A 26,134-nucleotide genomic window follows, 5' to 3' on the forward strand; every position below is an offset into this window, starting at 1 on the left:
TATTAGTATGTTAATAACATTATATCTTCCTATTTTTGGTAAAATGAACTATAATAAAAAAACTGTTTTTCTTGCTATTTTATTGCCTATACAAGTGATTTTCATAAACTTTATAAGTAATAAAACAAACTTAATTGAAGAATATTATTCTAATGGAATATATCCTTACATATCCAGATTTTTACGTTTAATTTTTGGTTGGTTACCTATTTCCTTTGGGGACCTTATGGGTTTGATTTTAATATGTTTATTTGTATTTGAAACTTACAAATTGATTAAACAAAGACTCCGTAATTTACTGAAAAAATCAATACGTTTTATTGCATTTCTTTCAATTATTTACGGTTTTTTTTATGTAGCCTGGGGACTAAACTATTTTCGGGAACCTCTTGCTAAGAAACTTAACTTAAAATCTTCTAAATATACTACTGAACAACTCATTGAAACGACAAGTAGTTTTATTGATATTTTAAATAGTATTCAAACTACTATTTCGGGAAATGATACAGTTAAAATTATTGTTCCTTACACAAACAAAGAAATCTATAATAAAGTTTCTAATGCTTACACAAATCTGAGCACTCAATTTCCTATATTGGAATATAAAAGTCCATCAATAAAAAATTCTATTGTTAGTTTATTCCAATCCTATAATGGAACTTCAGGATACTTAAATCCTATTACTGGAGAAGCACAAGTAAATAGTATGATTCCTAAAGCAGGAATGCCTGCAACTGCTTGCCATGAAGTTGCTCATCAAATCGGTTGGTCTGCAGAAAATGAAGCGAATTTTATAGGCTTTTTGGCGTCAGTAGCTAGTGATGATATATATTTTAAATATTCTGGATACAGAATGGCATTAAGATATTGTATTAGAGAACTTCGAAAAAGAGAACCGGAATTATTCAAACAATACTGGTTAAAAATCAATAAAGGTATACGGAAGGAACTTAAAGACAATTATGACTTTTGGAAACAATTTGAAAACCCTATTGAACCATACCTGAAAAAAGGGTATAATTCATATCTTAAAGCAAATAATCAAACTAAAGGTATTGAGTCTTATAGCTATGTCGTAGATTTGTTAATTGCATACAAAGAACAAAATAAACCATGAAAAAAGTAAATCTTATTTTAGCTGTAATTTCTATTTTAATAACATCTTGTAATTCTAATTATAACTTTGACAAAGATTTCAATTGTAATGTCAATACTCCAAATGGTTTGGAAGAGGTAATTGATTTTAAAAACAATTTTGTAATTGAATTACCAAAAAATTGGAAGACTAATTTATATTATGACGATGCAGTTTCGTCGGTTTATTCAGCAGATACAACTAAAACACTAACTAACTCGATTATCCTTGACGCCTCATTTGTTTTCAATCCAATTAACATAGATGACTCATTTATTGAAAGAATAAAGAAAGAAAATCTAAAGATGAAATTAATTGAATTAAAATCTAAAAAAATTCGATTTAATAAAGGTGAAGGATATTACAATTTAACCAAGGGAAAACAAGGCAAGTTTGATTACCACGTGTTAAATATTTTCTCAAAGGCTGATCGAGGGTTTTTACATGCAAAAACTGAAATTTATGGAGATTCATTAGTTAATGAAAGAATCTGTACTGCACTAAAATTAATTGAAAAAATACATTTGAAATAAGTTATTTTTGAACTTTAAAAATAAAAGAATGAACAAACAGCATATAATTGACAGATTTGTAAAATATGTAACGATTGATACGGAATCTGACCCAAACAACCCTAAGTTTCCAAGTACTGAAAAACAATGGAATTTAGCTCGTATTTTAGAACAGGAGCTTAAAGAAATTGGAATGAAAGATGTAGAATTAGATGAGAACTGTTATTTAATGGCCTCGTTACCAAGTAATATTGATTATGATGTTCCAACCATTGGTTTTGTGGCACACATCGATACAAGTCCAGATTTCACAGGAGCAAATGTAAAACCTCAAATTCACCACGACTATGATGGAGAGGATATTATTTTAAATAAAGAGCAAAATATTGTTTTATCTCCATCATATTTCGAAGATTTATTGCAATACAAAGGTCAAACAATTATTACAACTGACGGAACAACTTTATTAGGTGCTGATGATAAAGCTGGTGTTACAGAAATTGTTTCTGCGATGGAATATTTAATTCAAAACCCAGACATTAAACATGGTAAAATCAGAATCTGTTTTACACCAGATGAAGAAGTTGGAAAAGGTGCTCATAGATTTGATGTGGAAAAATTTGGTGCACAATGGGCTTACACAATGGATGGAAGTCAGATTGGTGAATTAGAATATGAAAACTTCAATGCAGCTGGAGCCGTTGTTACAGTTAATGGTAAAATTGTACATCCAGGATATGCAAAAGGAAAAATGGTAAATTCTATGACCATTGCTAGCGATTTCATCAAAGCTTTACCAGAAAACGAAGTTCCTGAAAAAACAACAGGTTATGAAGGGTTCTTCCATTTACATTCAATGGAAGGAAAAGTTGAACAAACTGTTTTAAAATATATCATTAGAGACCATGATTTGAATCTTTTTAATGAACGTAAAGAATTAATGCTTTCTACCGCTAAGAAATTAAATGAGCAATTAGGAAAAGATGCAATTCAGGTTCAAATTAAAGATCAATATTTTAATATGAAAGAAAAAGTTGAACCTGTAATGTATATTGTGGATATCGCTGAAGAAGTGATGAAAGAAATGAACATTACACCTTTAATTAAGCCAATACGTGGAGGAACCGACGGTTCACAGCTGTCATATATGGGACTACCTTGTCCGAATATATTCGCTGGAGGTCATAACTTTCATGGGAGATATGAATATGTGCCTGTGGAATCCATTATGAAAGCAAGTCAAGTAATTGTAGGAATTGCTCAAAAAGTTAGTGAAAAATTCAAATAATAAATTTTGTAAATATCTAAAAATGAAAAAACTCCAGTCCTAGACTGGAGTTTTTAATTAACCTCCCATTAAAATAAAATCAATAACTAATAACGAATTGATATTCATTTCAAAGCAAATATAAGCGTTGTAGCACAATAAAAACAAGCTATTTTGTTGTTTTTTTCTTAAATTAACATCTCGTATATTATTTTACACAAAATTGAATTGTGTTATATTCTCCAATTTCATTTTTTTTCCTTCTGTTATCTACTACTTTTGACGCCTTAAATTGAATAAAATGGATAGAAATTTACTTTTAGAACTGGCTAAAAAACATGGTAGCCCATTATATGTTTATAACACTGATAAAATAACATCTCAATATAAACGTATTACCAAAGCATTTTCTAAAGTAAAAAACATAAAGATAAACTACGCTACTAAAGCATTATCTAATGTTAATATATTGAAGGTGTTTAATCAATTGGGAAGTGGATTGGATACAGTTTCAATCCAAGAAGTTAAACTTGGATTATTAGCTGGTTTCGAGCCCAAAGATATCATCTATACTCCAAATGGAGTTTCTTTAAAAGAAATAGAAGATGTAGCGAAACTCGGTGTTCAAATCAATATAGACAATTTATCAATTTTGGAATTATTTGGTCAAAAGCATCCAGGAATTCCTGTTTGTATTAGAATAAATCCGCATGTGATGGCTGGAGGAAATTCTAAAATCTCTGTCGGACATATCGACTCAAAATTCGGAATATCAATTCACCAAGTGCCACATATTAAAAGAGTTGTCGAAAATACTGGAATGCATATTAACGGAATACATATGCATACTGGATCTGACATTTTAGATGTAGATACTTTTTTAATGGCAACTGAGATATTGTTTGATGTTGCTAAACAGTTTAATAATATTGACTTTATTGATTTCGGGAGTGGGTTTAAAGTTCCATATAAAAAAGGAGATATTGCTACTAATATCGAAGATTTAGGGAAACATTTGACTAAAAGATTTAATGATTTCTGTAAAGAATATGGCAAAGATTTAACTTTAATGTTCGAGCCTGGAAAATTCTTAGTAAGTGAAGCAGGATATTTCTTAGCATCTGTAAATGTGATCAAACAAACAACATCAACTGTGTTTGCGGGAATTGATAGTGGTTTAAATCATTTAATTCGTCCTATGTTCTACGGTTCTTACCATAAAATAGAAAACTTGTCAAATCCTAAAGGAAGAGAGCGCTTTTACAGTATTGTAGGCTACATTTGCGAAACTGATACTTTTGGCACCAATAGAAGATTAAACGAAATCCGTGAAGAAGATGTGCTATGTTTTTCTAATTCTGGCGCCTATTGTTTCTCAATGGCATCCAATTATAATTCTAGATATCGTCCTGCGGAAGTTATGATTCATCAAGGTAAAGATTATGTAATTCGAAAAAGAGAAACTTTTGAAGATATCCTCAAAAATCAAGAACTTGTAATTTAAAATAAAACTCTGACCGTACAGTCAGAGTTTCTTTTTTATATAATTAATAATCCCCTAAAAAATTATATAAAGTATGTAAATGTTCAAACAAATATCAGTTAATATTTAATTTAACCCACAGGAAAAACACCCTATATTCTATTTCTAAGATATTTTTAACCCAAAAAAAAGTACATCATACGATGTACTTTTTGTCATAATAATATTATGCTGTTACTATTTCTCAGCTACTACCTCAAAAGTAATATCTACAACTACAGATCTGTGTAAACGAACGGCAGCATTATACTTACCTAATCTTTTCACATTTCCACCAGTAACTTTAATAAATTTCTTATCAATCTCAGTACCTTGTTTAGCTAAAGCTTCTGCAACATCAATGTTATTTACAGAACCGAATAACTTATCACCAGAACCAACTTTAGAAGCGATTTTGATTTCATATCCTTTAACTGTTTCAGCTACCTTGTTAGCATCTTCAACTAATTTAGCTTCTTTAAAAGCACGTTGCTTTAAGTTTTCAGCTAATACTTTTTTAGCAGAAGAAGTAGCTAAAATTGCATATCCTTGAGGTATTAGGTAATTACGACCGTAACCATTCTTTACAGTTACTACATCATCTTTAAAACCTAAATTTTCTACGTCTTGTTTTAATATCAATTCCATGTTTCTACTTCTTTATTATTTTAACATATCACCAACGTATGGCATTAAAGCTAAGTGACGAGCTCTTTTAATTGCTTGCGCTACTTTACGTTGATATTTTAATGAAGTTCCTGTTAAACGTCTTGGTAAAATTTTACCTTGTTCGTTTACTAAGTACATTAAGAAATCAGGATCTTTGTAATCGATATACTTAATTCCATTTCTTTTGAAACGACAGTATTTAGCTTCCTTTTTAGTTTCAATGTCAAGCGGAGTTAAGTAACGTACTTCTCCCTGCTTGTTTCCTTTTGCTTGTTGTTCAATTGATGACATAATTGATTACTTTTTTGCAGATTTAACTCGTTCTCTTCTCTTTTCAGCCCAAGCAGCAGCATGTTTGTCTAACTTTACAGTTAAATAACGCATAATGCTATCGTCGCGTCTAAATTCTAATTCAAACGGAGAGATAACCTCACCAGCTACTTTGTACTCAAATAAGTGATAGAAACCACTTTTTTTCTTTTGAATTGGATAAGCTAATTTCTTAAGCCCCCAATCTTCTTTGTGGATCATTTCTGCACCTTTAGAAACCAAATAGTCTTCGAACTTTTTTACTGTTTCCTTTATCTGACCTTCAGATAAAACGGGATTCAAAATGAAAACAGTTTCGTAATGATTCATAATTATTAATTTATTTTTAAGCCTGCAAATATACTAGTTTTTCCCTTTATAACATAATTATGTAAATTTATTTTACATTTTTAGTATCTTTCCATAACAAAACCCTTTCTAATGGAAATTCCAGAAATACCAAATTTAATACATTACGCAATACCTGTGTTTGTAATTACAGTGATTATTGAAGCTATTTTAACTGTAAAAATTAAACTCGATGAATACGAGTTTAAGGATGCCTTTACCTCGATTTCCATGGGATTAGGAAATGTTGCCATTGGTTTACTAACAAAAGGTGTAACTCTTGCTCTTTTTATATGGTTATACCAATTCCGATTAATAACGATTCCATTTACTTGGTGGGCTTGGTTTATTTTATTGTTTGCCGAAGATTTTGTGTATTATTGGAATCACAGAATAGCCCACGAAAGCAGATTGTTCTGGGCCAGTCATATTGTACATCATTCTTCACAGAAATACAATTTAAGTACAGCGCTTCGTCAAACTTGGACAGGTAGTTTTTATACATTTATTTTTTGGTTACCTCTTATTATCATTGGATTTCATCCAGTAATGGTATTGGTTCAGATGAGCATTAGTTTATTATATCAATATTGGATTCATACGGAATTAATTACTAAACTTCCAAACTGGTTCGAGGCTATATTTAATACACCTAGTCATCATAGGGTTCATCATGCAACAAACCCTCAGTATTTAGACCGAAATCACGCAGGAATATTTATCATTTGGGATAAACTCTTTGGTACCTTTGAACCAGAAGTTGAAAAACCAATTTATGGTTTAGTTAAAAATATTGAAACCTATAATCCTGTAAAAGTTGCTTTTATGGAATGGTATCATATGTTGAAAGATGTTTTTAGTAGTAAAACTTCAGTGGCTAAAAAGATATTATACCTTTTAAAACCTCCAGGATGGAGGCACGATGGTACGGGAATTCTTTCAACAGATTTAAGAAAAAAATGGGAACAAAAACAAAAAAGAGAGCAATAAAACTCTCTTTTTTTAATTTATATCAAAACGTAAACCTAACGAAATATTTCTAATATTCGTGTTTTGAAAAAGTGGATTTAAATCGTATTTAGCATATAGACCTATTCCTTTATAAGCAATGTATGCACTTAATCCATAATTGACAGTATTCATATTGAAATTTGCCTTTTGTACTTCCTCTACTGTAATTCCTTGTTCGTTCACATATTCTAAATATTGACGTGTTCCTAATTTAAACCCAAAGAAACCTCCTAATCCAATTCTTACATCTTGATGAGTTCTATCGACAATCTCATCATCTGAATACACCCTGTTCTTTGAAAAATCCAATTCAAAATGCATTGGAAAAGTCATTTGAACATGACGTAATCGACTTTCGGTTAACGAATTTGGATTGACTACTAAATTCGTTTCATCTCCATTCACCTCATGAAATCTATTATTATCAGCTCTTAAATTATTCCATAAAAATGAAAATCCGTACTTAAAATATGCTTTTGAAGGTTGTTTTGATAACCTGGTTTTCCATGTAAAACCAAGCTCATAGAAATGTGATTGCCAAAACCTGTAATCTGAACTATTCAAAGAACCAAAATCATTATTAACGAGAACATTGTTTACACCCAGTGCAAATACAAACTGGGTAGTTGTTCTTTTGTTTCTTCGACGCCTTTTTGTAAACCACGAACTATCGTCGCTGTCATCATCGTCTTCAAACATTTTAAAACGGAACGTTCTCTTTCCTATTGTAAATGTATCATAGTCTTCGTCATCTTCACTTGCTATTCTACCATCGGTTTTATCTTGAACTAATTCTTGTAATTTTTGCTCTTGAATGCTTACTAGTTTTTCAATTTGACCAGCATGGTATGCGGCAGCTTCTTTCTTTAACTTTTCAGCTTCAGTAAACTCTATTTTTTTATTGTCGAGCTTCTCATTAATTTGTTTTACTTTTCTCTTTAAAGAATCTTTGTGCACCTTTGTAATCCTCTCTATTTCCTTTGATATTTTACTCACCTCTTTCTCAAATGTTTTCTCTTGAGCTTGGGCATAAGTTGTGCCTAGAAGCACCAATAAAATTAGTATTCTTTTAATCATTTTTAAATTTTTAAGTTTATTAAATTTTCCTTTGGCTGACTGCCTATTGTTAAGTACTTATTTGTTTCTGTTTGCTACAGCAACTATTATATCCGATATTTTTCTTCCTAAATTATTTTTGAAATTTCCTTGATAAGCATCATCTTCAATTGAACGTTCTACTTCAGCAAGAATTATTTCTGGATTAATTTCTAAGTTAGATTTGTTCAACTTTATTTTTATACTATCCAGAACATCACTTCTTTTCATTTTCAAATTTACATAGTATTCTTTTACTTCATCTGGTGAATGCGTCACGGCAAAAAGTAAATCTTCTGCATTTACCTTTACACGTCTGATGGATTTATTCTCAGCTATTGATTCAATATTTTTATTTTCACTTGTAATTGCAACAACTTCCATATTGCTCTCGACTGGTTCTATTTTCTTATTTACATGAACAATTTCTAGCTTCTTTTTAACTGAACTATCTATTATGTTAGGCTTTATAAATTTATTTTCTCTATCAACCTGAGTCTCCTTTGAGGTTACTTCAATATCATTTTGTTTTTCATTATCAACTTCAACCACTAAAGTATTTTTCTCCTCATTTATATTTTCTGGAACTGTTACAATTATTTGTTCTTCGAATGACTTATTCTTAATTTCTTCTATTTGATTTGTATTTAATCCAAAGAAAATACCAAATAACAGTATAATACTTGCTGCAATACTTATGAAATGATAATATTTCTTTTTTGATTTACCTTTTTGTTCATCCATCATGCTCTCTAATCTTTCCCATGATGAACCCGATGGAGTTATCACTCTATCGTTAAATTTCTCTTTTATAATTTGATCTATCTTATTTTCCTCCATGACTCACTTCATTCAATTTAATATAATTAGTTTGCAACCATTTTCTTGCTTTGAATAATTGCGACTTCGATGTACTTTCTGAAATATTAAGTTTCTTGGCAATTTCAGCATGTTTGTAACCTTCGATAGCATATAAATTAAAGACCATTTTATATCCTTCGGGTAATTGATCTATAAGACATTGAATATCTTCAACAGAAGTATTTTCAAGATTTTCAGTTGATAATTCTGAAAATAAATAATCTTCATCAGTATATTGAATTACATTTCTTTTTCTAAGATATGTAATACAAGTATTAACCATAATTCTACGAATCCATCCTTCAAAACTTCCTTCATTTTTAAAAGATTTAATATTCGTAAAAACTTTTAAAAACCCTGAAAGCATTAAATCTTCTGCATGATGTAAATCTTTAACATACTGCCTACAAACACCTAACATTTTGGGTGAATACATTTCAAACAATTGTTTTTGTGCATCTCTATTCTGTTTTTGTGCTTTCTCGATTAAAGAAGCTTGAGTAGTATGTAGAGAAATTATCTTCAAAGTTTTCTGTTAATATTGTCTCACAAATATAAAGACGAGAGCATTTTAAATTTGGTTGCCCGAAGATGAAAAAAAATTAAAAAATATAAAAACCTTCTAGTGAGGGCTAGAAGGTTTAAACGTCACTTGATCGAAGCAGTAGTGACCGAAGGGGGAATGAAGTTAAATTTTTACTATGATAAAATTAATCAAATCTTTGTTTTATAATACAGGAAAACCCCCCTTTTAAACACTTAAATACTAATTATTCTGTTTAAGATTCAACTATTTCTACAAGAATAAAAAAAACATATAAAAAACTGATTAACAAATACTTAAAACAATCAATAACACAAAAAAAACATCAACAAACACAAAAAATGCTAAACATGTTTAATGATTTTAATTTATTTCTAAACCGTTTAAAATTAATCTGAATAAAAAAATGAATTTTATAGAAAATTAGTAAGCATCAATATCCACGATAAATCGTATTGGACGAAACTCTTTCACCGCCTCAAATGTGGTTTTTATTTTTTGAAGGTGTTCTTTTGTTTTAGCTAATGATTGTTTCGGTGGAATTTTAATCATTAAATTCTTAATGTATTGATTTCTCACTCTTGAGACAGCTGGTGCAGTTGGTCCCAAAACATTTTCAAAAAAAACATTCTGTAAAGCTCTTGCTAACCAATTTATACCCTCATTTACCTTTGTGTAGTCTCTGTGCTTTAAAGTTATTTTAATTAACCTATAATAAGGAGGATAATGATATTGCCAACGATCTTGTAATTGTTCAGCATACATTTCTCCATAACTATTGGTTGAAACTTGCTGAAGTATTTGATGATATGGATTATAGGTTTGAATCGCAACCATTCCCTGCTTCTGTGACCTACCAGCTCTTCCAGAAACTTGTACCATTAACTGAAAAGCTCTTTCATGCGCTCGGAAATCAGGATAATTTAACATGGTATCGGCACTTAGGATACCTACTAATAAAACATTATTAAAATCTAAACCTTTCGATAACATTTGTGTACCGACTAAAATATCGATTTCTTGAGATTCAAAAGATTCAATTATTTTCTGATAACCAAACTTCCCTTTAGTCGTATCAGAATCCATACGACCAATATTATGATTTGGAAACAACTCTTTTAATTCTAGTTCAATCTGTTCTGTTCCGAAACCTTTTGTATCAAGAGTACTGTTTCCACAAGCCCCACAACTATTTGGCATTGCTCTTTGATAGTGACAATAATGACACTTTAGCTGATTATTGTATTTATGATAAGTCAAACTCACATCACAATTTGGACATTGGGGAGAATGTCCACAAGTTGTACATTCTACAATAGGAGAAAATCCGCGTCTGTTTTGAAATAAAATTATCTGTTTCTTTTCCTCCAAAACCTCATTCATTAATTGAATTAAACGATCAGAAAAATGACCAACCATTTCTTTCTTACGTCTTTTCTGCTTGATATCAATTAATTCAATTTTTGGCATTTGAACATTTCCGTGTCGCCTATTCAAATGAACCAATCCATATTTGTTTTGAGTTGCGTTGAATTTTGTCTCGATAGATGGTGTTGCCGAACCTAGTAAAATTTTAGCTTTATGCAATTTTCCTAAAACCACAGCTGCATCTCTCGCATTGTATCTAGGCGATGGTTCAAATTGTTTGTAAGAAACCTCGTGTTCTTCATCAACAATGATTAAACCTAAATTTGAAAACGGAAGAAAAATAGTAGATCGTGCTCCTAATATTATTTGAGCTTTTACTTTATTATTTAATACATTATTCCAAACCTCTACTCTTTCATTTACAGAATATTTCGAATGAAAAACAGAAATCTGATTTCCAAAATAATTTTGTAAACGCTTAATAATTTGAGTTGTTAAAGCAATTTCAGGTAATAAAAACAAAACTTGTTGTCCGGTTTCTAAAACCTTTTTTATAAATTTTGTATATACTTCAGTTTTTCCAGAACTGGTCACACCATGCAGCAATGTAATATCATGTTCTTTAAAACTCTCTTCAATTTCATCTAAAGCTTTCACTTGATATTCATTCAAGTTCTTCAGAGGATTTTCATCTCCCTTAAACTGAACTCTATCCGTTTGGATATGATAAAACTCAAAAACTTCTTTATCAACTAGGGCTTTTATGATTTGTGCAGAGACACCTGATTTTTCCGACAATGTCTTTGCTTTAATTGGCTTCTTTTCCGTTTTTAATTGAAAAAATGTTAATACAACATCTCTTTGTTTTTTAGCTCTTGAAAGCTTTGAAAGTAATTCTTGTAGACTTTCGTCCGATTGATAATCTTTATGCAGTCGAACATACTTCACCAATTTCGGTTTGTAAGTTTCATAAATTTCTTCTTTCACATATAAAACCGACTTTTCTATTAATCGATTAATAATAGGAAGAACTTTCTTTCTATCTAAAACTTCAGCTATTTCATGCAGTGTTAATTGAGATTGTCTTTGTAGCGCTTCATAAATCAGATATTCTTCATCAGTTAGAATATCAATATCTGTGAAAGATTCATTTCTATATATAATTGTTTCACTTTCTAAAAGAAAGGCAGAAGGAACCGCCGCTCTGTAAACATCTCCTAAAGAACACATGTAATATGAAGAGATCCATTGCCAATGTTTTAATTGTTTTTCGGTAACAATTGGACTTTCATCTAAAATTTGATGAATTTCTTTTGCCTCATAAAGAGTTGGAGCCGTTTGATGGATATTTAATACTAATGCCGAATACATTTTAGACTTTCCAAAAGAAACCGCTACTCTCATTCCTGTTTTTAAGAAATCAGCTTCTTCTTTAGTTACCGAATACGTGAAGGTTTTTTGTATCGGAATTGGTAATATGACATCAATAAAATAAATGGCTAAACAATTTAAATCTAATTCAAAACTAAGCAAAATTCACTACATTGTGCTTATAATACCTAGAAATTATGACAGCTAATCAATGGAAACAAAAAGGAGAATTTGTTAAAATATTTGATAATGAAGTTTTTGTTATTGATGAAGGAAAACACAACGATAAAACCATGGTAATTTTGCATGGATATCCAACGTCATCATTTGATTACTATAAAGTATTAGATAATCTTACAAGTGAGTATCGTGTCATAATTCATGATCATTTAGGATTTGGTTTTTCGGATAAACCTAAAAACTTTTCATACTCCTTAATTGAACAAGCAGATATTGCATTACAATTATGGAAAACTCTCGGGGTTAATGAATTTACCCTACTCGCACACGATTATGGAACTAGCGTAGCCACTGAAATAATAGCCAGACATAATAAGAAGCATATAACAGTAAACATTGAAAAACTAATTTTATGTAACGGAAGTATGCATATTGAACTCTCTCAATTACGCTTTATTCAAAAATTACTTAAAAATAAGTTTACTGGAAAGTACGTCGCTAAATTGTCCAACGAATTCATATTTACAAAGAATATCCGAAATGTATATTTTGATAAGCAAAAGGTAACCAATGAAGAATTAAAAGAAATGTGGCAACAATTAATCTATAATGAAGGAAAAGATATAATTCACCGACTATCGAACTACATTAATGAACGTTATTATTTCTGGCATAGATGGATTGGAGCACTAAAAGAAACTGAGCTTGAAACCAAAATAGTTTGGGCTAAAAACGATCCGGTTGCTGTATTCAAAATAGCAGAACTACTTTCAACAGAAATTAAAAATAATAAATTATTTCCTCTAGAAAACTCAGGACATTTTCCTATGTTGGAAACTCCTAAAGAATGGATTAACTTGGTATTATCTAACTAATTTTACTCCAAATACCACTGGTACGTTGTAACTGTGTTAGTCTTTTTAAAACCACAGAATTTTCTTTAGAGGATAAACTAGGATCATCATTTAATAACTTAATTGCCGCTTGTCTCGCTTGAAATAAAATTGGACTATCTTTAACTACATCTGCAATTTTCAGATTTAAAACTCCACTTTGTTGCGTTCCCATAATATTTCCTGGACCACGTAATTTCAAATCAACTTCCGCTATTTTAAATCCATCTGAGGTTTCAACCATTGTTTTTAATCGAGTTTTAGCATCCGAAGACAACTCAAAACTTGTAAGTAAAATACAATAACTTTGATCTGCTCCACGACCGACCCTACCTCGTAACTGGTGTAACTGACTTAAACCAAATCGCTCTGAACTTTCAATAACCATAACCGAGGCATTAGGAACGTTAACTCCTACTTCAATAACTGTGGTTGCTACCATTATTTGCGTTTCACCTCGCACAAACCGATCCATTTCATAGTCTTTATCAGCAGGCTTCATTTGTCCGTGAACAATACTAATTTGATATTTTGGTGAAGGAAACTCTCTTGAAATACTTTCATAACCATCCATCAAATCTTTATAATCCATGGCCTGAGATTCTTGAATTAAAGGGTAAACAACATAAACTTGTCTACCTTTTTCTATTTCATCTTTTAAGAATTTAAAAACTCCTAATCGATGACTATCATATCGATGAACCGTTTTTACAGCTTTTCTTCCAGGAGGAAGTTCATCAATTACAGAAATATCTAAATCACCATAAACTGACATCGCCAATGTTCTAGGAATTGGAGTTGCCGTCATTACTAAAACATGAGGCGGAATACCATTCTCTGAACTTTTATTCCATAATTTACTTCTTTGAGCAACTCCAAAACGATGTTGCTCATCAATAATAGCTATACCTAATCTTTTAAACTGAACTTTATCTTCAATAATCGCATGCGTTCCAATGAGTATATGAATTGAACCATTCTCTAATCCTTCATGAATTTCTCTTCTCTTTTTTGTTTTAGTAGAACCAGTTAATAACTCTACCCTAATTTCAGTATCTTTTAATAATTCATCAATTCCATTATAGTGTTGGGTTGCTAAAATTTCAGTTGGCGCCATTAACGTTGCCTGAAATCCATTATCAATGGCTAACAACATCACCAATAGTCCAACTATTGTTTTCCCTGAACCAACATCTCCTTGTAATAAACGATTCATTTGAGCACCATTCCCTAAATCTTTACGTATTTCTTTCAGTACTCTTTTTTGCGCATTGGTTAAATCAAATGGTAAGTGATTATTGTAAAAATCTGTAAAATACGCTCCTACATTCTCAAAAACAAAACCTTTAATTTTTGATTTATTGATCATCTTTTTCACGAGTAATTGAAGCTGGATAAAAAATAATTCCTCAAACTTCAATCTGTATTGGGCCTTAGCCAATAGTTCTTGATCCTTCGGAAAATGTATATTTAATATGGACTCTTTTTTGTCTAATAATTTATAAGTACTTCTAAAATCTGGAGAAAAACTCTCTTCAATCCCTTCAAAAGTTTGCTGTAATAAATTCTGCATCATTGTTCGCATTAATTTATTACTCATTCCCTTATTTGTTAACTTTTCTGTGGAAGAATACATTGGTTGCATCGCTGTTTGTAGTTTCTTTTTATATTCTGAAACTAATTCCATTTCAGGATGCGCCATACTGGCCGTGTTATTGTACCAATTCAATTTACCATAAACAACATAAGGAACATTCATTTTTAAATTATCTTTTATCCACTTTGCTCCTTTAAACCAAACCAATTCCATGTGCCCAGTTGCATCGGCAAAAGTAGCTACTAACCTACTACCTCTTTTTTGTTTTACAGTTTTAATTCCAGTTATTTTTCCTACAACTTGAACTTCAGCAGTATTCTTATGCAATTGGTTAATTGTATAAAACTGTGTTTTATCAATATAGCGATATGGAAAAAAATGAAGCAAATCGTTACAAGTACGAATTCCCAGCTCAGAGGACAACAATTCTGCTCTTGCAACACTAACTCCTTTAACGTATGTAATTGGTTGATTTAAATTCATGCATAACGAAAATACAAAAACCCAATAAATCGTAGTATCTTTGCCGTCCTAAATATAACAAATGAGGTTACATAGAAATCTAGTTTTTGCAGTAATTGACAGTATTAGAGACATTTTCAACGAAGGAGTTTATGCAGATAAAGCAGTAGAAACTGCGTTGCGTAGAGATAAAAGATGGGGAGCAAGAGATCGTAAATTTGTTGCGGAAACTATCTATGAAATAGTTCGATGGAAGCGTCTTTATGCAGAAATCGCTAACGTAAAAGAACCTTTTTCTCGTCAAGATTTATGGCGTTTATTTTCAGTATGGTGTGTTTTAAGAGGAATTCAATTGCCAGATTGGAATCAAATTGAACCAACTCCTACCAGAAGAATTAAAGGAAAATTCGATGAATTATCAAGAATTCGAAAATTTAGAGAAGCAATACCTGATTGGATTGATAATTTAGGACTTGAAGAACTTGGAGAACAAGTTTGGACCAAAGAAATTGCTTCTTTAAATAAACAAGCTGAGGTTATATTAAGGACAAATACACTAAACACTTCAAAAGAAATTTTACAAAAAAAATTACGTGAAGAGGGAATTGACACCGAATTTATCAACGGCTATCCTGATGCGTTAAAGTTAGTAGAACGTGCTAATGTATTTAAAACAGAATGCTTTAAAAAAGGTTATTTTGAAGTACAAGACGCTTCTTCTCAAATGGTAGCAGCTTATTTGGATGTTGAACCAGGAATGAAAGTTGTTGATACTTGTGCTGGTGCTGGCGGAAAAACATTGCACCTTGCTTCTTTAATGAAGAATAAAGGTCAGATTGTTGCAATGGATATTTACGAAAGCAAACTTAAAAAACTAAAAGTTAGAGCTCGTAGAAACAATGTTCACAATATCGATCTTAGAGTTATTGACTCTACAAAACCAATTAAAAAGTTATACAACAAAGCTGATAGAGTTTTAATTGACGCTCCTTGTTCTGGATTAGGAGTTATTAGAAGAAACCCTGATAGTAAGTGGAAATTACAACCTGAATTTCTAGACAATATCAGAAAGGTACAACAAGATGTACTACAAAGTTATTCAAGAATGGTAAAAACTGGCGGTAAATTAGTTTATGCTACTTGCTCTGTACTACCATCTGAAAATCAAAATCAAGTTAAACAATTTTTAGCATCAGAATTAGGAAAGGATTTCACTTTTGTGTCAGATAAAAAAGTGCTTTCTCATGAATCTGGTTTTGATGGATTTTACATGGCCCTTTTACAAAAAAAATAAAAAATGATTAAAAAATTACTTTCAGTTTTTTTAGGATTAGTTATCGTTGCTATTAATGCTCAACAGAGTTATTATAATGATGTTGACTTAACAAAATCGGGATTAGCTTTAAAACAAGAGTTGGCGACAAAAATTATAAACACCCACGGTAATCAATTAGATTATACACCAGATGTTTGGGAAGCTTGTAAAGTGACTGATGTAAATCCTGATAACTCGAGTCAAGTTATTTTAATTTATGGATATTCGAGTTCAGGAACAACAGCTAGAACAAGAGGAATTAATGATAATGGTGGAAACTCAGGTGATTGGAATAGAGAGCATACATATCCAAGAAGTTTAGGAAATCCAAATTTAGGCTCTTCTGGTCCAGGATCAGATGCTCATCACTTACGCCCATCAGATGTTCAATACAACAGTCAAAGAGGGAACAAAGCATTCGCAGATGGATCAGGAAATTCTGGTGATGTTGCTGGCGGTTGGTATCCTGGAGATGAATGGAAAGGTGATATTGCAAGAATGATGATGTACATGTATTTACGTTATGGAGATCGTTGTTTACCTAGTACTGTTGGTGTAGGAAGCTCTTCTGCAACTCCAGATGATATGATTGATTTATTTTTGGAATGGAATGCGGAAGATCCAGTTTCAACGATTGAAGATAATAGAAATAATTACCACGAAAATATTGCTAATCAATATGCTCAAGGAAACAGAAATCCGTTTATTGATAATCCGAATTTAGCAACTCAAATTTGGGGTGGTCCAGCGGCAGAAAATAGATGGGCTACTGCGAGTATAAATGATATTAGAATATTAGCTGATGTAAAGGCATTTCCTAATCCATCTTACAATGGAAATATCACAATTACGACTTCAAAATCTAATATTACTGAAATCAAGATTTTCTCTATTTTAGGAAAAGAAGTGTATTCTGAAAAGAATCCTACTTTGCTAAATAACAGACTTACAATTGGAAGTTTAACAAGTGGACTTTACATTCTAAAGATAAGTAGTGATGTAAACTTTACCACCAAAAAAATTATCATCAATTAATAAAAAAGTGCTTTTTTATGGTACTTTTTTAATTTGTTTAACTACTATTTTATTTTAAAGGATATTTCAATAAAAATCAATCTTCATTAAATAAACTCTTATTTACAATACAGTGATGTTAATTATTTGTTTTTTGAATTAAAAACATCAAATTAAAATTAAATAACAAGTATAAAAAAAGCTCGAGACTATTAAAATCTCGAGCTCTTTCAATCAACTATCAAAAACTAACTAATCACTAACTTTAAGTAAGTAATCTATATAATTGACGAGTTAATTTCAAAGTTGTTACATGTTTCAAAAAGCATTAACTTTTATTTAAGAGTATTATCTCAATATTATACCAATTTTCAAAACTCTTTAACATTTACTGATTTCCTAAAATAATTGGCATTCCACTTTTACCCGAACCAATAAGTACAACTTTACTATTTGATGATTCAGATAATTTAAGAGTTGCTTCAATACCTTTTTCTTGTAAAATCTTGTCAGTTAATGATGCACTTAATATTTTATTTGCTGCTGCTTTACCTTCTGCATCAATTCTTTGACGTTCTGCTTCTTTTTTAGCTTTTGCTAATCTAAACTCGTATTCCAAAGCTTCTTGTTCTTGCTTTAGCTTTCTTTCAATTGCCTCTTTAATTGTTTTAGGTAATTGAACATCTTCAACTAACACTTTATTAACCTTGATGTATTGATCCTCTAACTCCTTACTCACTTCTTCCAGAATCTCCTTTTCAATGACATCTCTTTTACTAGAGTATAGTTGTTCTGGAGTATATCTACCAACTACACTCCTTGCGGCTGCATTTATTGCTGGATCAAGAATATCACGAATATAATCTCTTCCTCTAGTTTTGTGTAAATATCCAAGGTTTTTAAATTCTGGTTTAAACCAAACTGTTCCATTCACAGTAACTTCTAATCCATTTACAGAAAGTACTTTCATTACATCTGAAATAGATTGTTGTTTTACATTATAAACGTATACATTATTCCAAGGAGCAATAATATGGAATCCTTCACCTAATGGTTCCTGATCAGGATCAACACCACCAAAAAATCTCCAAACAACTCCAGCTTCACCAGATTTAATTGTTTCGGTTGATTTAATTAAAAAAATAAATAAAAAGATAAGAAGTGGGATTATAAACACTCCTTTTTTCGGAAAATCAAAATTTGCTTGTCTACTCATAATTCTTTGTTTTATTGCTTATTTAATCGTTCTTTAACGTACTCTATCTCTGTTTTACCATGTGCAACAGGATTACCTTTATCATCTAAACTTACCATGATGATTTTATCAATTGTGATAATATCTTTTCTTGTCAATTTGTTTCTAACGGTACAGTTTAGTGTTATAGATGTTCGTCCGAATTTCACAACATCAATTCCTATTTCAATGATATCTCCTTGTCTTGCCGAGCTCACAAAATCTATTTCAGACATAAATTTTGTTACTGTTTTAGGAATTTCTAATTGAATGATTGCATATAGTGCTACTTCTTCATCTATCCACTGTAATAATCTTCCTCCAAACAACGATCCATTTGGATTCAAATCTTCAGGTTTTACCCATTTTCTTGTGTGAAATCTCATTATTGTTCTATATTCTTTACTTGAAAACCGACTAACTCATTCTGTTCAAATATCGTTGTAATCTCTATCGGATTACAACATATTTCACAATCTTCAATATATGTTTCTGAAATACTTTTATCAAGTAACATCGATATCTCTTCCCAACAATAGGGACATTGAAAAAAATGTTCTAACATTAGATTTTACCGTAATATTTTCTTAAAAACCATTCCATAGATAATAACCCAACTATTAAAAATAGTAACCATTGCCATTGAATAATGCCCTCCTCTTTCTCTGTTAATTTTTGAGTTGTATAATAGTCTTTATTTTGAACTAACTCATCAATTAAATTACCCTGCTGATGACTGTAAAATAACTTTCCTTTTGAAGTGTTTGCTAACGACTGTAATTTTTTTGAATTAGCATTTGTAAATTGTTCTTCAATTTGGAAATCTGCCACTTTAAAAGTTCCTGATTTTTGAACGGTTTGTCCTTCAACAGTAACTCGATAGGAATAATCCCCTGGAATTAATCCTTCCATTTGAACTCGATAAGAATTATTCATTAACGAAAAAGGAAATACCTTCTGCTCTTTTGTTGTTTTATTTGTGATAGAAATTTGAATTGATGCCCTCGAATCAAACTTAAAGTTATTATCTAAATATAAAGCAGAAATATCAATTAATTGATTGGCCAAGTATAAATTTTCAACTTTTATATCTAATCTTTTTCTTTTTTTATTAGATGATAAATACTGAACAACATTACCGACAAAAGCATCAAAATCTTCAAAACTTTTCTCTCTCAAATAACTTGAAGCTCTCCACTTCCATATTCCTTCTCCAAATAGAACCCCAAACTTTTGCTCTCCTTTTTCAAAAGTTGAAAAAATGGATTCATCAGTCACAAAACCTTGTAATTTTTGAAATAATAAACTCTGATGATCTTTCGCTGTAATATTTCCAAATTTATCCTTTAAAGGAGGAAAATCAATAAAACCAATATCTTCTTGAATAAAAGTTAAGTAGTTTGTATTATAACTTGCTCCATAGTCTTCAGATTGATTAATGAATAATTTCTCAAAACCAAGTTCTAAAGAATTTAAAAAGCTCCAATCCGTTTTGGTTCCAGTAATTATTAAATAATTTGATTTTCGTTGGTTAAAAAATGGCTTGAAATAAATTGTAGGTTGATACACAATAACAAATTGATAATCGTCAAAATTTCCTTTAAAAGATGTGATATTTTCAATATCAACACTTCTTTGTTTATTACTTTCAATTGCTTTTTTTATAGCTCCCAAATCTGGATGTACTATTGATGTGAGAATTAAAACTTTAACCTGTTCATCAATAACTTCAACAGAAAAACTTTTATAATTATTTCTAGTATTAGGTTCATTCGTCAATTTTTCAATTCTTGCTGTGTAAAAATGAACACCTTCTTTGTTGGAATTCAAATTAGCAGTAATTGTAAGGGAATTATTCTCTTTTGAAAGTTTTACAGGTTTGGAGAAAATCTTCTGTCCTCCTTTGTAAATACTATACTCTGTATTTATTGATTTATTTCCATCATAATACAACAAAGCTTCAACTGGAAACTTATTATCGATATAACTATACTTATTAACATTTAACTGAGAAATTTTTACATCTTCATACTTTATGGTATCTCCTATTACAACAGGATAAACTGCTTGTTTAGAATTTACATACTCATAATCTTCGCCTATTGTTTGATTTCCATCAGAAACTAAAACCATCGCTCCAATAGCCTCTTTTTCTAATGAATTTATCGATTTTACAGCATTAAAAATATTGGTATGAGAATCGCTAAAAGTTAAACTATCAACTCTTTGAATATCCTTTCCAAAAGCATAATAATCAATATCGAATTTGCCATTTAAATCTCTTGCCCCCTTCAATTGAGTAATTAATTGAGACGTTTTCGCTTCTTCTTTGAAAAAAGATGTAGATAACGAGTTATCGATAAGTACTGATAATTTAGGTTTTATATTTTCAATTTCCTCAATTTTTAATTGAGGATTTATTAATAATAACAATAAAAAGAAAACACTTAAAGCTCTTAAAACAAATAACAAAATGGTTTGTTTTCCTGTTTTTTGAACCTTGAAAAAGTATTGAAAATAAGCTATTGCAACTCCAATTAATAATGATAATATGATATAGATAAGTACTTCTGTCGACACATTTTTAAATTTGAAATGTGAAGATATAAATTACCTTTAACAAACAGAAGCTTTTTAACCAATATGACCAAAATCATATTTTAAAAGTGACTTGAAATCTAACTTTACAGTAGAACTAACAATTATAAATAAACTTAAAAATACTACTGTTATAAGCACAGCAAACAAAAGGGGTTTAGGTATTGAAATGATTAACAATGAGATTAAAAAAACAAGATAAATAGCTTTGTAATTACTAGAGCTTATTTTAGTCTGTTCTCATAAATTTAAAGAAGAGTATTACAGTGATAATTCTTGCTCTTTCTTTTGCCTGATTGGCTTTTTCTCAATTAAAATATTCATCTACAGATGAAACCATTACTGAAACCATATTCCAAAATATTCTTGCTGAATAGTTTGATTAAAATTGGTATCAACATCTCTATGAACCTTTATCGGATTTCCCTTAAACTTTCGGACAAAAAACAAATTTGTTTCCCAAAAATCTGTTAGTTTTTGAATATGCGAATCCCATTCGTTTTCAGGAATTGTTTTAGTGAAGAATTCACCAATAATTTCATCAACTTTTTTTTTGTAAAAAGAATTTACTAGTAAAAACACGTCTTCTCTATTTTCAATTTGTTTTCGATTCATCCAACACTTAATTTTCTAACACAAAAGTATACTTTTACTTTCTAGGTAAATTATGACTAAAATCACATTATGATACCAATAGAATTACTTCTTAATTATGATGCAGAAATAAAATCATTTGATAAAGATGATATCATTTTTTCTGAAAACAGCAGTGCTAAAAACTATTATCAAGTAAAATGCGGTATTGTAAAAATGAGCAACTATAATGATGATGGAAAGGAGTTCATCCAGGGGATTTTTTACAAAGAACAAAGTTTTGGAGAACCGCCACTTTTTATTGATATAAATTATCCCGCAAATGCTGTTGCTATAGAAAGTTCAGAACTTTATGTTTTACCTAAGGAAAGTTTTTTCACTCTATTAAAAAATCACTCAGATATTCATTTAAATATCACAAAAAGTTTAGCAAAACGTCTGTATTACAAAGCCATTATTGCATCTGAAATAGCAAGTCAAGAACCTAGTCATAGAATCTTAAGATTTTTTGACTACCTGAAATATGATGTTCATCAATTGGAAGGTGAATTCACCTTAAAAATTGAACATACACGACAGCAAATCTCAGATTTGTTAGGTTTACGCGTTGAAACTGTTATTCGCGCAATTAAACAACTTGAAAAGCAAGGAGAAGTTAAAATTGAGAAACGTAAAGTATATCGATAAATTCATTTAAAATTAGTAAGATAAACCCTAAGTATTTGCTATTTTTGCGGTTTCAACACAACAACAACAAATGAGTTTAACAACATTAAACGCCATCTCTCCTATTGATGGTAGATACAGAAATAAGGTAGATCAATTAACCAACTATTTTTCGGAAGAAGCTTTAATTAAATATAGAGTTAAAGTAGAAATTGAATACTTTATTGCGTTATGTGAAATTCCATTACCTCAATTAACAGAGGTGAATTCGGAACTTTTTCCAGAATTAAGAAAAATTTACTCTGAATTTTCTACTGAAGATGCTTTAAAAATCAAAGAAATTGAAAGTGTTACAAATCACGATGTAAAAGCAGTTGAATATTTCATCAAAGAGAAATTTGACGCTTTAAATTTAGCGGCTTACAAAGAATTTATTCATTTCGGCTTAACTTCTCAGGATATAAATAACACTGCAATTCCTTTATCGATTAAAGACGCAATTGAGGAAGTTTATTATCCAACTTTAGATACTTTAACGGCTAAATTAGCAGAATTGTGTGAAGAATGGGAAAACGTTCCTATGTTAGCTCGTACTCACGGACAACCTGCATCTCCTACTCGATTAGGAAAGGAGCTTTTCGTTTTTGTTGAACGTATTAATCAACAGATTCTGTTTTTACAACATATTCCAAATGCCGCTAAATTTGGTGGCGCAACTGGAAATTACAATGCTCACAAAGTTGCTTATCCAAATATCGATTGGAAATCATTCGGAACTTCTTTTGTAGAAGAGCGTTTAGATTTACATCATTCTTTTCCAACAACTCAAATTGAACACTACGATCATATAGCAAGTTTATTTGACGCTATGAAACGTATCAATACAATTTTGATTGATTTAGATAGAGACATCTGGACTTATGTTTCTATGGATTATTTCAAACAAAAAATTAAAAAAGGAGAAGTTGGATCATCAGCAATGCCACACAAAGTAAATCCAATTGACTTTGAAAACTCTGAAGGAAATTTAGGAATTGCAAATGCTATTTTAGAACATTTATCGTCCAAACTTCCAGTGTCTAGAATGCAACGTGATTTAACAGATAGTACTGTTTTAAGAAACGTTGGAGTTCCATTTGGACATACAATCATTGCTTTTAAAGCAACTTTAAAAGGATTAAATAAACTTTTATTAAATAAAGAGAAGTTTGAACAAGACTTAGAAAACAATTGGGCTGTAGCTGCTGAAGCGATCCAAACAATATTAAGACGTGAAGCTTATCCTAATCCCTATGAAGCTTTAAAAGGATTAACACGTACAAATCAAAAAATAACTCAAAAATCAATCGCAGATTTTATTGATACATTGGAAGTATCTGATGCTATTAAGAGTGAATTAAAACAAATAACACCTTCGAATTATACAGGTATTTAATATGAGACTAGCTTTCCTTTTTTGTATAGTAATTTTATCATTCATTTCTTGTAAAGTAGAAACTACTGGAAATGCCGATCGCTTTAAACATGGAACATTCGAAATTCCTGCGGTTAATAACTATAGTAAAACTAAAATTATCAGAAAAGACAGTTTACAAATAGAATACTATACAAAAAAGGTAATCGTTTCTACTGATAGTTCTGTAGTTGAAAAAGAAATTAACGAAGTTGACTCGTTGTATATTACATGGAGAAATAACTTTGCTTATCAATTGAAAATCATCAATCCTAAAACTGATTTAGAAAAAGAAACCATTTTTGTCCAAATTAATAAAGTGAAAGATTCTTCATATGATTTTACTGCGCGTGTAGGATATTCCAAATACAAACAAAAAGGAACGTTGTACATCAGTCGGGAATAAATTGTTTAACAATAGAAGCGTAATAAAAATTAAAATTCTCCCTAATTCTTGGTGAAATAGAAAAAACTCCTTACTTTGCGGGTATCTTAATGAAACTCATTCGCAATAACATATCAATTCTACTGCTAGTTTTTTTTCTAGCTCCGTCAATAATACAATTGTCACACATTTTAGTTGACGATCATCATGATCATGGTGAAATTACTGTAACTGTTTCTGATGATGAGCAACAATTAAACGATAGTGAAACAGAATGTGAGTTATGTGATTTAAAAATTAACACATTTACAGTTGCATCAATCACTAACATGCAAACACTGGTATTGACAGATATTGCTTCACTTTTTGATTATTTCTATTTCTTCAAAAATGATCAAAAAACCTCGTTTTTATTAAGGGGACCTCCAAGTAAAATTTAAAATACTAGGACCATAATCCTGCTATTTTAGAATATCCAAGAGAATAAAGCTTGGATTACACACTCAAAAACATCACGTTATTTTTTCACTCAAAGTAAACATATTACTGTAATTTTTACATTTCAAATGTTTACATAAGTGGTAATCTTATGAATTTAATCTAAGATTATAAACGGTTTATAATTAGACTATAAAAATTGAATATAACGACACAATTTCATTTCTTTTTCAAGTGAATACACCATATTTAAATAGTAATATTTATACCATGTCAATAGCGTATATCAAATCGAATAGATGTATTGACACTTCCATTACTATTACCAATGTTTCTCAACAAATTAAAGAAAAGATGAGTTATTCATTTGTATTCAATGAAATGAGTGATTATAGAATGATTGTTACTGCAAAAAAAATAATTGATAGTTACATAAATATTATTAAAACATTTATTACAGTACAAAGAAAAATATACCAAATTGGAATTTCTGGTGGATATAGATTCATTTCTACACCTCAAAATGGAGTTACAAGTTTGCCAACTAGCTTAGACAAATACAATACAGAAATTTATGTAGTTTCTGAATTTAGTTTTAATGGTTTTCTTTTGTCGGCTAGTCATAACTTTAAGCTCAAATTGTATAGGATAGCAAATTATTACTTTAAATCTAGATGGAACTCGTTAAACTATGATCAAGATTTGAGTAATTATTTATCTCTTATTTGTAACATTCAATATACAGTTAACCCCAAATTTAACTATAATAAAATATCTGCCTCAACATTTATTTTATTTTTATTGGCATATTACGAAGGTGATAGGTATACTATTTGCTCATCATATAAAACTTATAATTCATACGTAGTTTTTATTAATGGTTTATGCTACAATGATGGTATTAAAAGTTCTAGAAAGAAGAATATCCAACCAGGAATTTCCAATTTTACAAACAACAACAAACTAGATAACATAATCAAATCTGATATAGAAAAAAATGCAAAACAAGCATTAAACATATTTCATCATAAATTTAAAAGCACCAAAGGAGGTTCTTTCGTTGCAACGGAAACAAGGCACCCACATGCCGCTCTGTTAAGTATAGACACTCACGTGACTTACAATTCAAATGAAAATATATTTTATCGTATACATCTTCATTAGTTGAAATAAAAAATCAAGGAGTTTAATAATTCTAGGGCTTTAATTAACTCTCCAAATTTTTAAAAAGTAAGTACTATACATACCTAGGGAAAATTGAAATAACACTTATTTTATTTTGTTGGAATTAAT

At 30.2% G+C, this 26,134-nt stretch carries 26 protein-coding genes; 13 read left to right on the forward strand and 13 right to left on the reverse strand.

Annotation, left to right across the window (positions count from 1 at the left end; all coding sequences use genetic code 11):
- The first annotated feature begins 7 nt into the window (after positions 1-7).
- The 4 genes from BTO06_RS08150 (at position 8) to lysA (ending at position 4,418) form a co-directional block, all read left to right on the forward strand.
- Positions 8-1,117 (forward strand): DUF3810 domain-containing protein, encoded by a 1,110-nt coding sequence (locus BTO06_RS08150; protein ID WP_232731537.1) that lies wholly within the window; start codon positions 8-10, stop codon positions 1,115-1,117.
- The gene (locus BTO06_RS08155; RefSeq protein ID WP_100924829.1) at positions 1,114-1,668 is read left to right on the forward strand and encodes a hypothetical protein; all 555 of its coding nucleotides are present in this window, start codon (positions 1,114-1,116) and stop codon (positions 1,666-1,668) included. Before BTO06_RS08150 ends, BTO06_RS08155 begins: the two co-directional genes overlap by 4 nt.
- A gap of 28 nt (positions 1,669-1,696) precedes the next feature.
- The gene (gene pepT / locus BTO06_RS08160; RefSeq protein ID WP_100924830.1) at positions 1,697-2,935 is read left to right on the forward strand and encodes a peptidase T; all 1,239 of its coding nucleotides are present in this window, start codon (positions 1,697-1,699) and stop codon (positions 2,933-2,935) included.
- 280 nt (positions 2,936-3,215) lie between these two features.
- Positions 3,216-4,418: a diaminopimelate decarboxylase gene (lysA, locus tag BTO06_RS08165; protein ID WP_100924831.1), complete on the forward strand. Its 1,203-nt coding sequence runs from the start codon at positions 3,216-3,218 to the stop codon at positions 4,416-4,418.
- Between the two features lie 216 nt (positions 4,419-4,634).
- Here lysA and rplI read toward each other — a convergent pair whose 3' ends face one another.
- Genes rplI through rpsF form a run of 3 tightly spaced genes read right to left on the reverse strand, consistent with a single transcriptional unit; the run spans position 4,635 to position 5,744 of the window.
- On the reverse strand, positions 4,635-5,084 hold the full coding sequence (gene rplI, locus BTO06_RS08170) for a 50S ribosomal protein L9 (RefSeq protein WP_100924832.1): 450 nt from the start codon (positions 5,082-5,084) through the stop codon (positions 4,635-4,637).
- 15 nt (positions 5,085-5,099) lie between these two features.
- Positions 5,100-5,399, reverse strand: a complete 300-nt coding sequence (rpsR, locus tag BTO06_RS08175; protein ID WP_198517162.1) for a 30S ribosomal protein S18 — start codon at positions 5,397-5,399, stop codon at positions 5,100-5,102.
- A 3-nt stretch (positions 5,400-5,402) separates the two neighbouring features.
- Positions 5,403-5,744, reverse strand: a complete 342-nt coding sequence (gene rpsF / locus BTO06_RS08180; protein ID WP_100924834.1) for a 30S ribosomal protein S6 — start codon at positions 5,742-5,744, stop codon at positions 5,403-5,405.
- A gap of 111 nt (positions 5,745-5,855) precedes the next feature.
- Here rpsF and BTO06_RS08185 point away from each other — a divergent pair, with 111 nt between their 5' ends.
- Entirely contained in the window at positions 5,856-6,752 is an 897-nt protein-coding gene (locus tag BTO06_RS08185) for a sterol desaturase family protein (RefSeq protein WP_100924835.1), read from the forward strand.
- A 12-nt stretch (positions 6,753-6,764) separates the two neighbouring features.
- On the opposite strand, the gene BTO06_RS08190 is transcribed toward BTO06_RS08185, so the two are convergent.
- The 4 genes from BTO06_RS08190 to priA all read right to left on the reverse strand — a co-directional run bounded on the left by BTO06_RS08190 (position 6,765) and on the right by priA (position 12,174).
- The gene (locus tag BTO06_RS08190) at positions 6,765-7,850 is read right to left on the reverse strand and encodes a hypothetical protein (protein WP_100924836.1); all 1,086 of its coding nucleotides are present in this window, start codon (positions 7,848-7,850) and stop codon (positions 6,765-6,767) included.
- A gap of 57 nt (positions 7,851-7,907) precedes the next feature.
- Positions 7,908-8,708, reverse strand: coding sequence for a hypothetical protein (locus BTO06_RS08195; RefSeq protein WP_100924837.1), 801 nt, complete (start codon positions 8,706-8,708; stop codon positions 7,908-7,910).
- Complete coding sequence (locus BTO06_RS08200) at positions 8,695-9,255, reverse strand: RNA polymerase sigma factor (RefSeq protein WP_100924838.1); 561 nt, start codon at positions 9,253-9,255, stop codon at positions 8,695-8,697. Before BTO06_RS08200 ends, BTO06_RS08195 begins: the two co-directional genes overlap by 14 nt.
- Before the next feature lie 441 nt (positions 9,256-9,696).
- Positions 9,697-12,174 (reverse strand): replication restart helicase PriA, encoded by a 2,478-nt coding sequence (priA, locus tag BTO06_RS08205; RefSeq protein ID WP_232731538.1) that lies wholly within the window; start codon positions 12,172-12,174, stop codon positions 9,697-9,699.
- Positions 12,175-12,209: 35 nt separating this feature from the next.
- Here priA and BTO06_RS08210 point away from each other — a divergent pair, with 35 nt between their 5' ends.
- Complete coding sequence (locus tag BTO06_RS08210; RefSeq protein ID WP_100924839.1) at positions 12,210-13,067, forward strand: alpha/beta fold hydrolase; 858 nt, start codon at positions 12,210-12,212, stop codon at positions 13,065-13,067.
- Here BTO06_RS08210 and recG read toward each other — a convergent pair.
- Positions 13,060-15,165, reverse strand: a complete 2,106-nt coding sequence (gene recG, locus BTO06_RS08215) for an ATP-dependent DNA helicase RecG (protein ID WP_100924840.1) — start codon at positions 15,163-15,165, stop codon at positions 13,060-13,062. The genes BTO06_RS08210 and recG overlap by 8 nt on opposite strands.
- Positions 15,166-15,226: 61 nt before the next feature.
- Between recG and BTO06_RS08220 the strand changes: the two genes are divergently transcribed.
- Both BTO06_RS08220 and BTO06_RS08225 read left to right on the forward strand, forming a co-directional pair.
- Positions 15,227-16,438 (forward strand): RsmB/NOP family class I SAM-dependent RNA methyltransferase, encoded by a 1,212-nt coding sequence (locus tag BTO06_RS08220; RefSeq protein ID WP_100924841.1) that lies wholly within the window; start codon positions 15,227-15,229, stop codon positions 16,436-16,438.
- 3 nt (positions 16,439-16,441) lie between these two features.
- Positions 16,442-17,494 carry an endonuclease gene (locus BTO06_RS08225; RefSeq protein WP_157811780.1) on the forward strand — a complete coding sequence of 351 codons (1,053 nt, stop codon included), beginning with the start codon at positions 16,442-16,444 and terminating at the stop codon, positions 17,492-17,494.
- A 367-nt stretch (positions 17,495-17,861) separates the two neighbouring features.
- Here BTO06_RS08225 and BTO06_RS08230 read toward each other — a convergent pair whose 3' ends face one another.
- The 5 genes from BTO06_RS08230 to BTO06_RS08250 all read right to left on the reverse strand — a co-directional run bounded on the left by BTO06_RS08230 (position 17,862) and on the right by BTO06_RS08250 (position 21,920).
- Positions 17,862-18,689 carry a prohibitin family protein gene (locus BTO06_RS08230; RefSeq protein WP_100924842.1) on the reverse strand — a complete coding sequence of 276 codons (828 nt, stop codon included), beginning with the start codon at positions 18,687-18,689 and terminating at the stop codon, positions 17,862-17,864.
- 11 nt (positions 18,690-18,700) lie between these two features.
- On the reverse strand, positions 18,701-19,093 hold the full coding sequence (locus BTO06_RS08235; protein WP_100924843.1) for an acyl-CoA thioesterase: 393 nt from the start codon (positions 19,091-19,093) through the stop codon (positions 18,701-18,703).
- Complete coding sequence (locus BTO06_RS08240; RefSeq protein ID WP_100924844.1) at positions 19,093-19,272, reverse strand: CPXCG motif-containing cysteine-rich protein; 180 nt, start codon at positions 19,270-19,272, stop codon at positions 19,093-19,095. The genes BTO06_RS08235 and BTO06_RS08240 overlap by 1 nt, the downstream gene beginning before the upstream one ends.
- Positions 19,272-21,287 (reverse strand): VWA domain-containing protein, encoded by a 2,016-nt coding sequence (locus tag BTO06_RS08245; RefSeq protein ID WP_232731539.1) that lies wholly within the window; start codon positions 21,285-21,287, stop codon positions 19,272-19,274. The genes BTO06_RS08240 and BTO06_RS08245 overlap by 1 nt, the downstream gene beginning before the upstream one ends.
- Before the next feature lie 357 nt (positions 21,288-21,644).
- Positions 21,645-21,920, reverse strand: coding sequence for a group III truncated hemoglobin (locus BTO06_RS08250; protein WP_100924845.1), 276 nt, complete (start codon positions 21,918-21,920; stop codon positions 21,645-21,647).
- Between the two features lie 69 nt (positions 21,921-21,989).
- Here BTO06_RS08250 and BTO06_RS08255 point away from each other — a divergent pair, with 69 nt between their 5' ends.
- From BTO06_RS08255 to BTO06_RS08275, 5 genes are all read left to right on the forward strand, one after another.
- A complete protein-coding gene (locus BTO06_RS08255) occupies positions 21,990-22,586 on the forward strand; it encodes a Crp/Fnr family transcriptional regulator (protein ID WP_100924846.1) in 597 nt (198 codons plus the stop codon).
- A gap of 70 nt (positions 22,587-22,656) precedes the next feature.
- A complete protein-coding gene (purB, locus tag BTO06_RS08260; RefSeq protein WP_100924847.1) occupies positions 22,657-24,000 on the forward strand; it encodes an adenylosuccinate lyase in 1,344 nt (447 codons plus the stop codon).
- Position 24,001: 1 nt separating this feature from the next.
- Positions 24,002-24,424, forward strand: coding sequence for a hypothetical protein (locus tag BTO06_RS08265; RefSeq protein WP_100924848.1), 423 nt, complete (start codon positions 24,002-24,004; stop codon positions 24,422-24,424).
- Positions 24,425-24,582: 158 nt separating this feature from the next.
- Positions 24,583-24,843, forward strand: coding sequence for a hypothetical protein (locus BTO06_RS08270; protein WP_100924849.1), 261 nt, complete (start codon positions 24,583-24,585; stop codon positions 24,841-24,843).
- Between the two features lie 268 nt (positions 24,844-25,111).
- Complete coding sequence (locus tag BTO06_RS08275; protein WP_100924850.1) at positions 25,112-26,005, forward strand: hypothetical protein; 894 nt, start codon at positions 25,112-25,114, stop codon at positions 26,003-26,005.
- The last annotated feature ends 129 nt before the right edge of the window (positions 26,006-26,134 follow it).

It is taken from the genome of Tenacibaculum sp. SZ-18, assembly GCF_002813915.1.
In the GTDB taxonomy this organism is placed as follows: Bacteria; Bacteroidota; Bacteroidia; order Flavobacteriales; family Flavobacteriaceae; genus Polaribacter.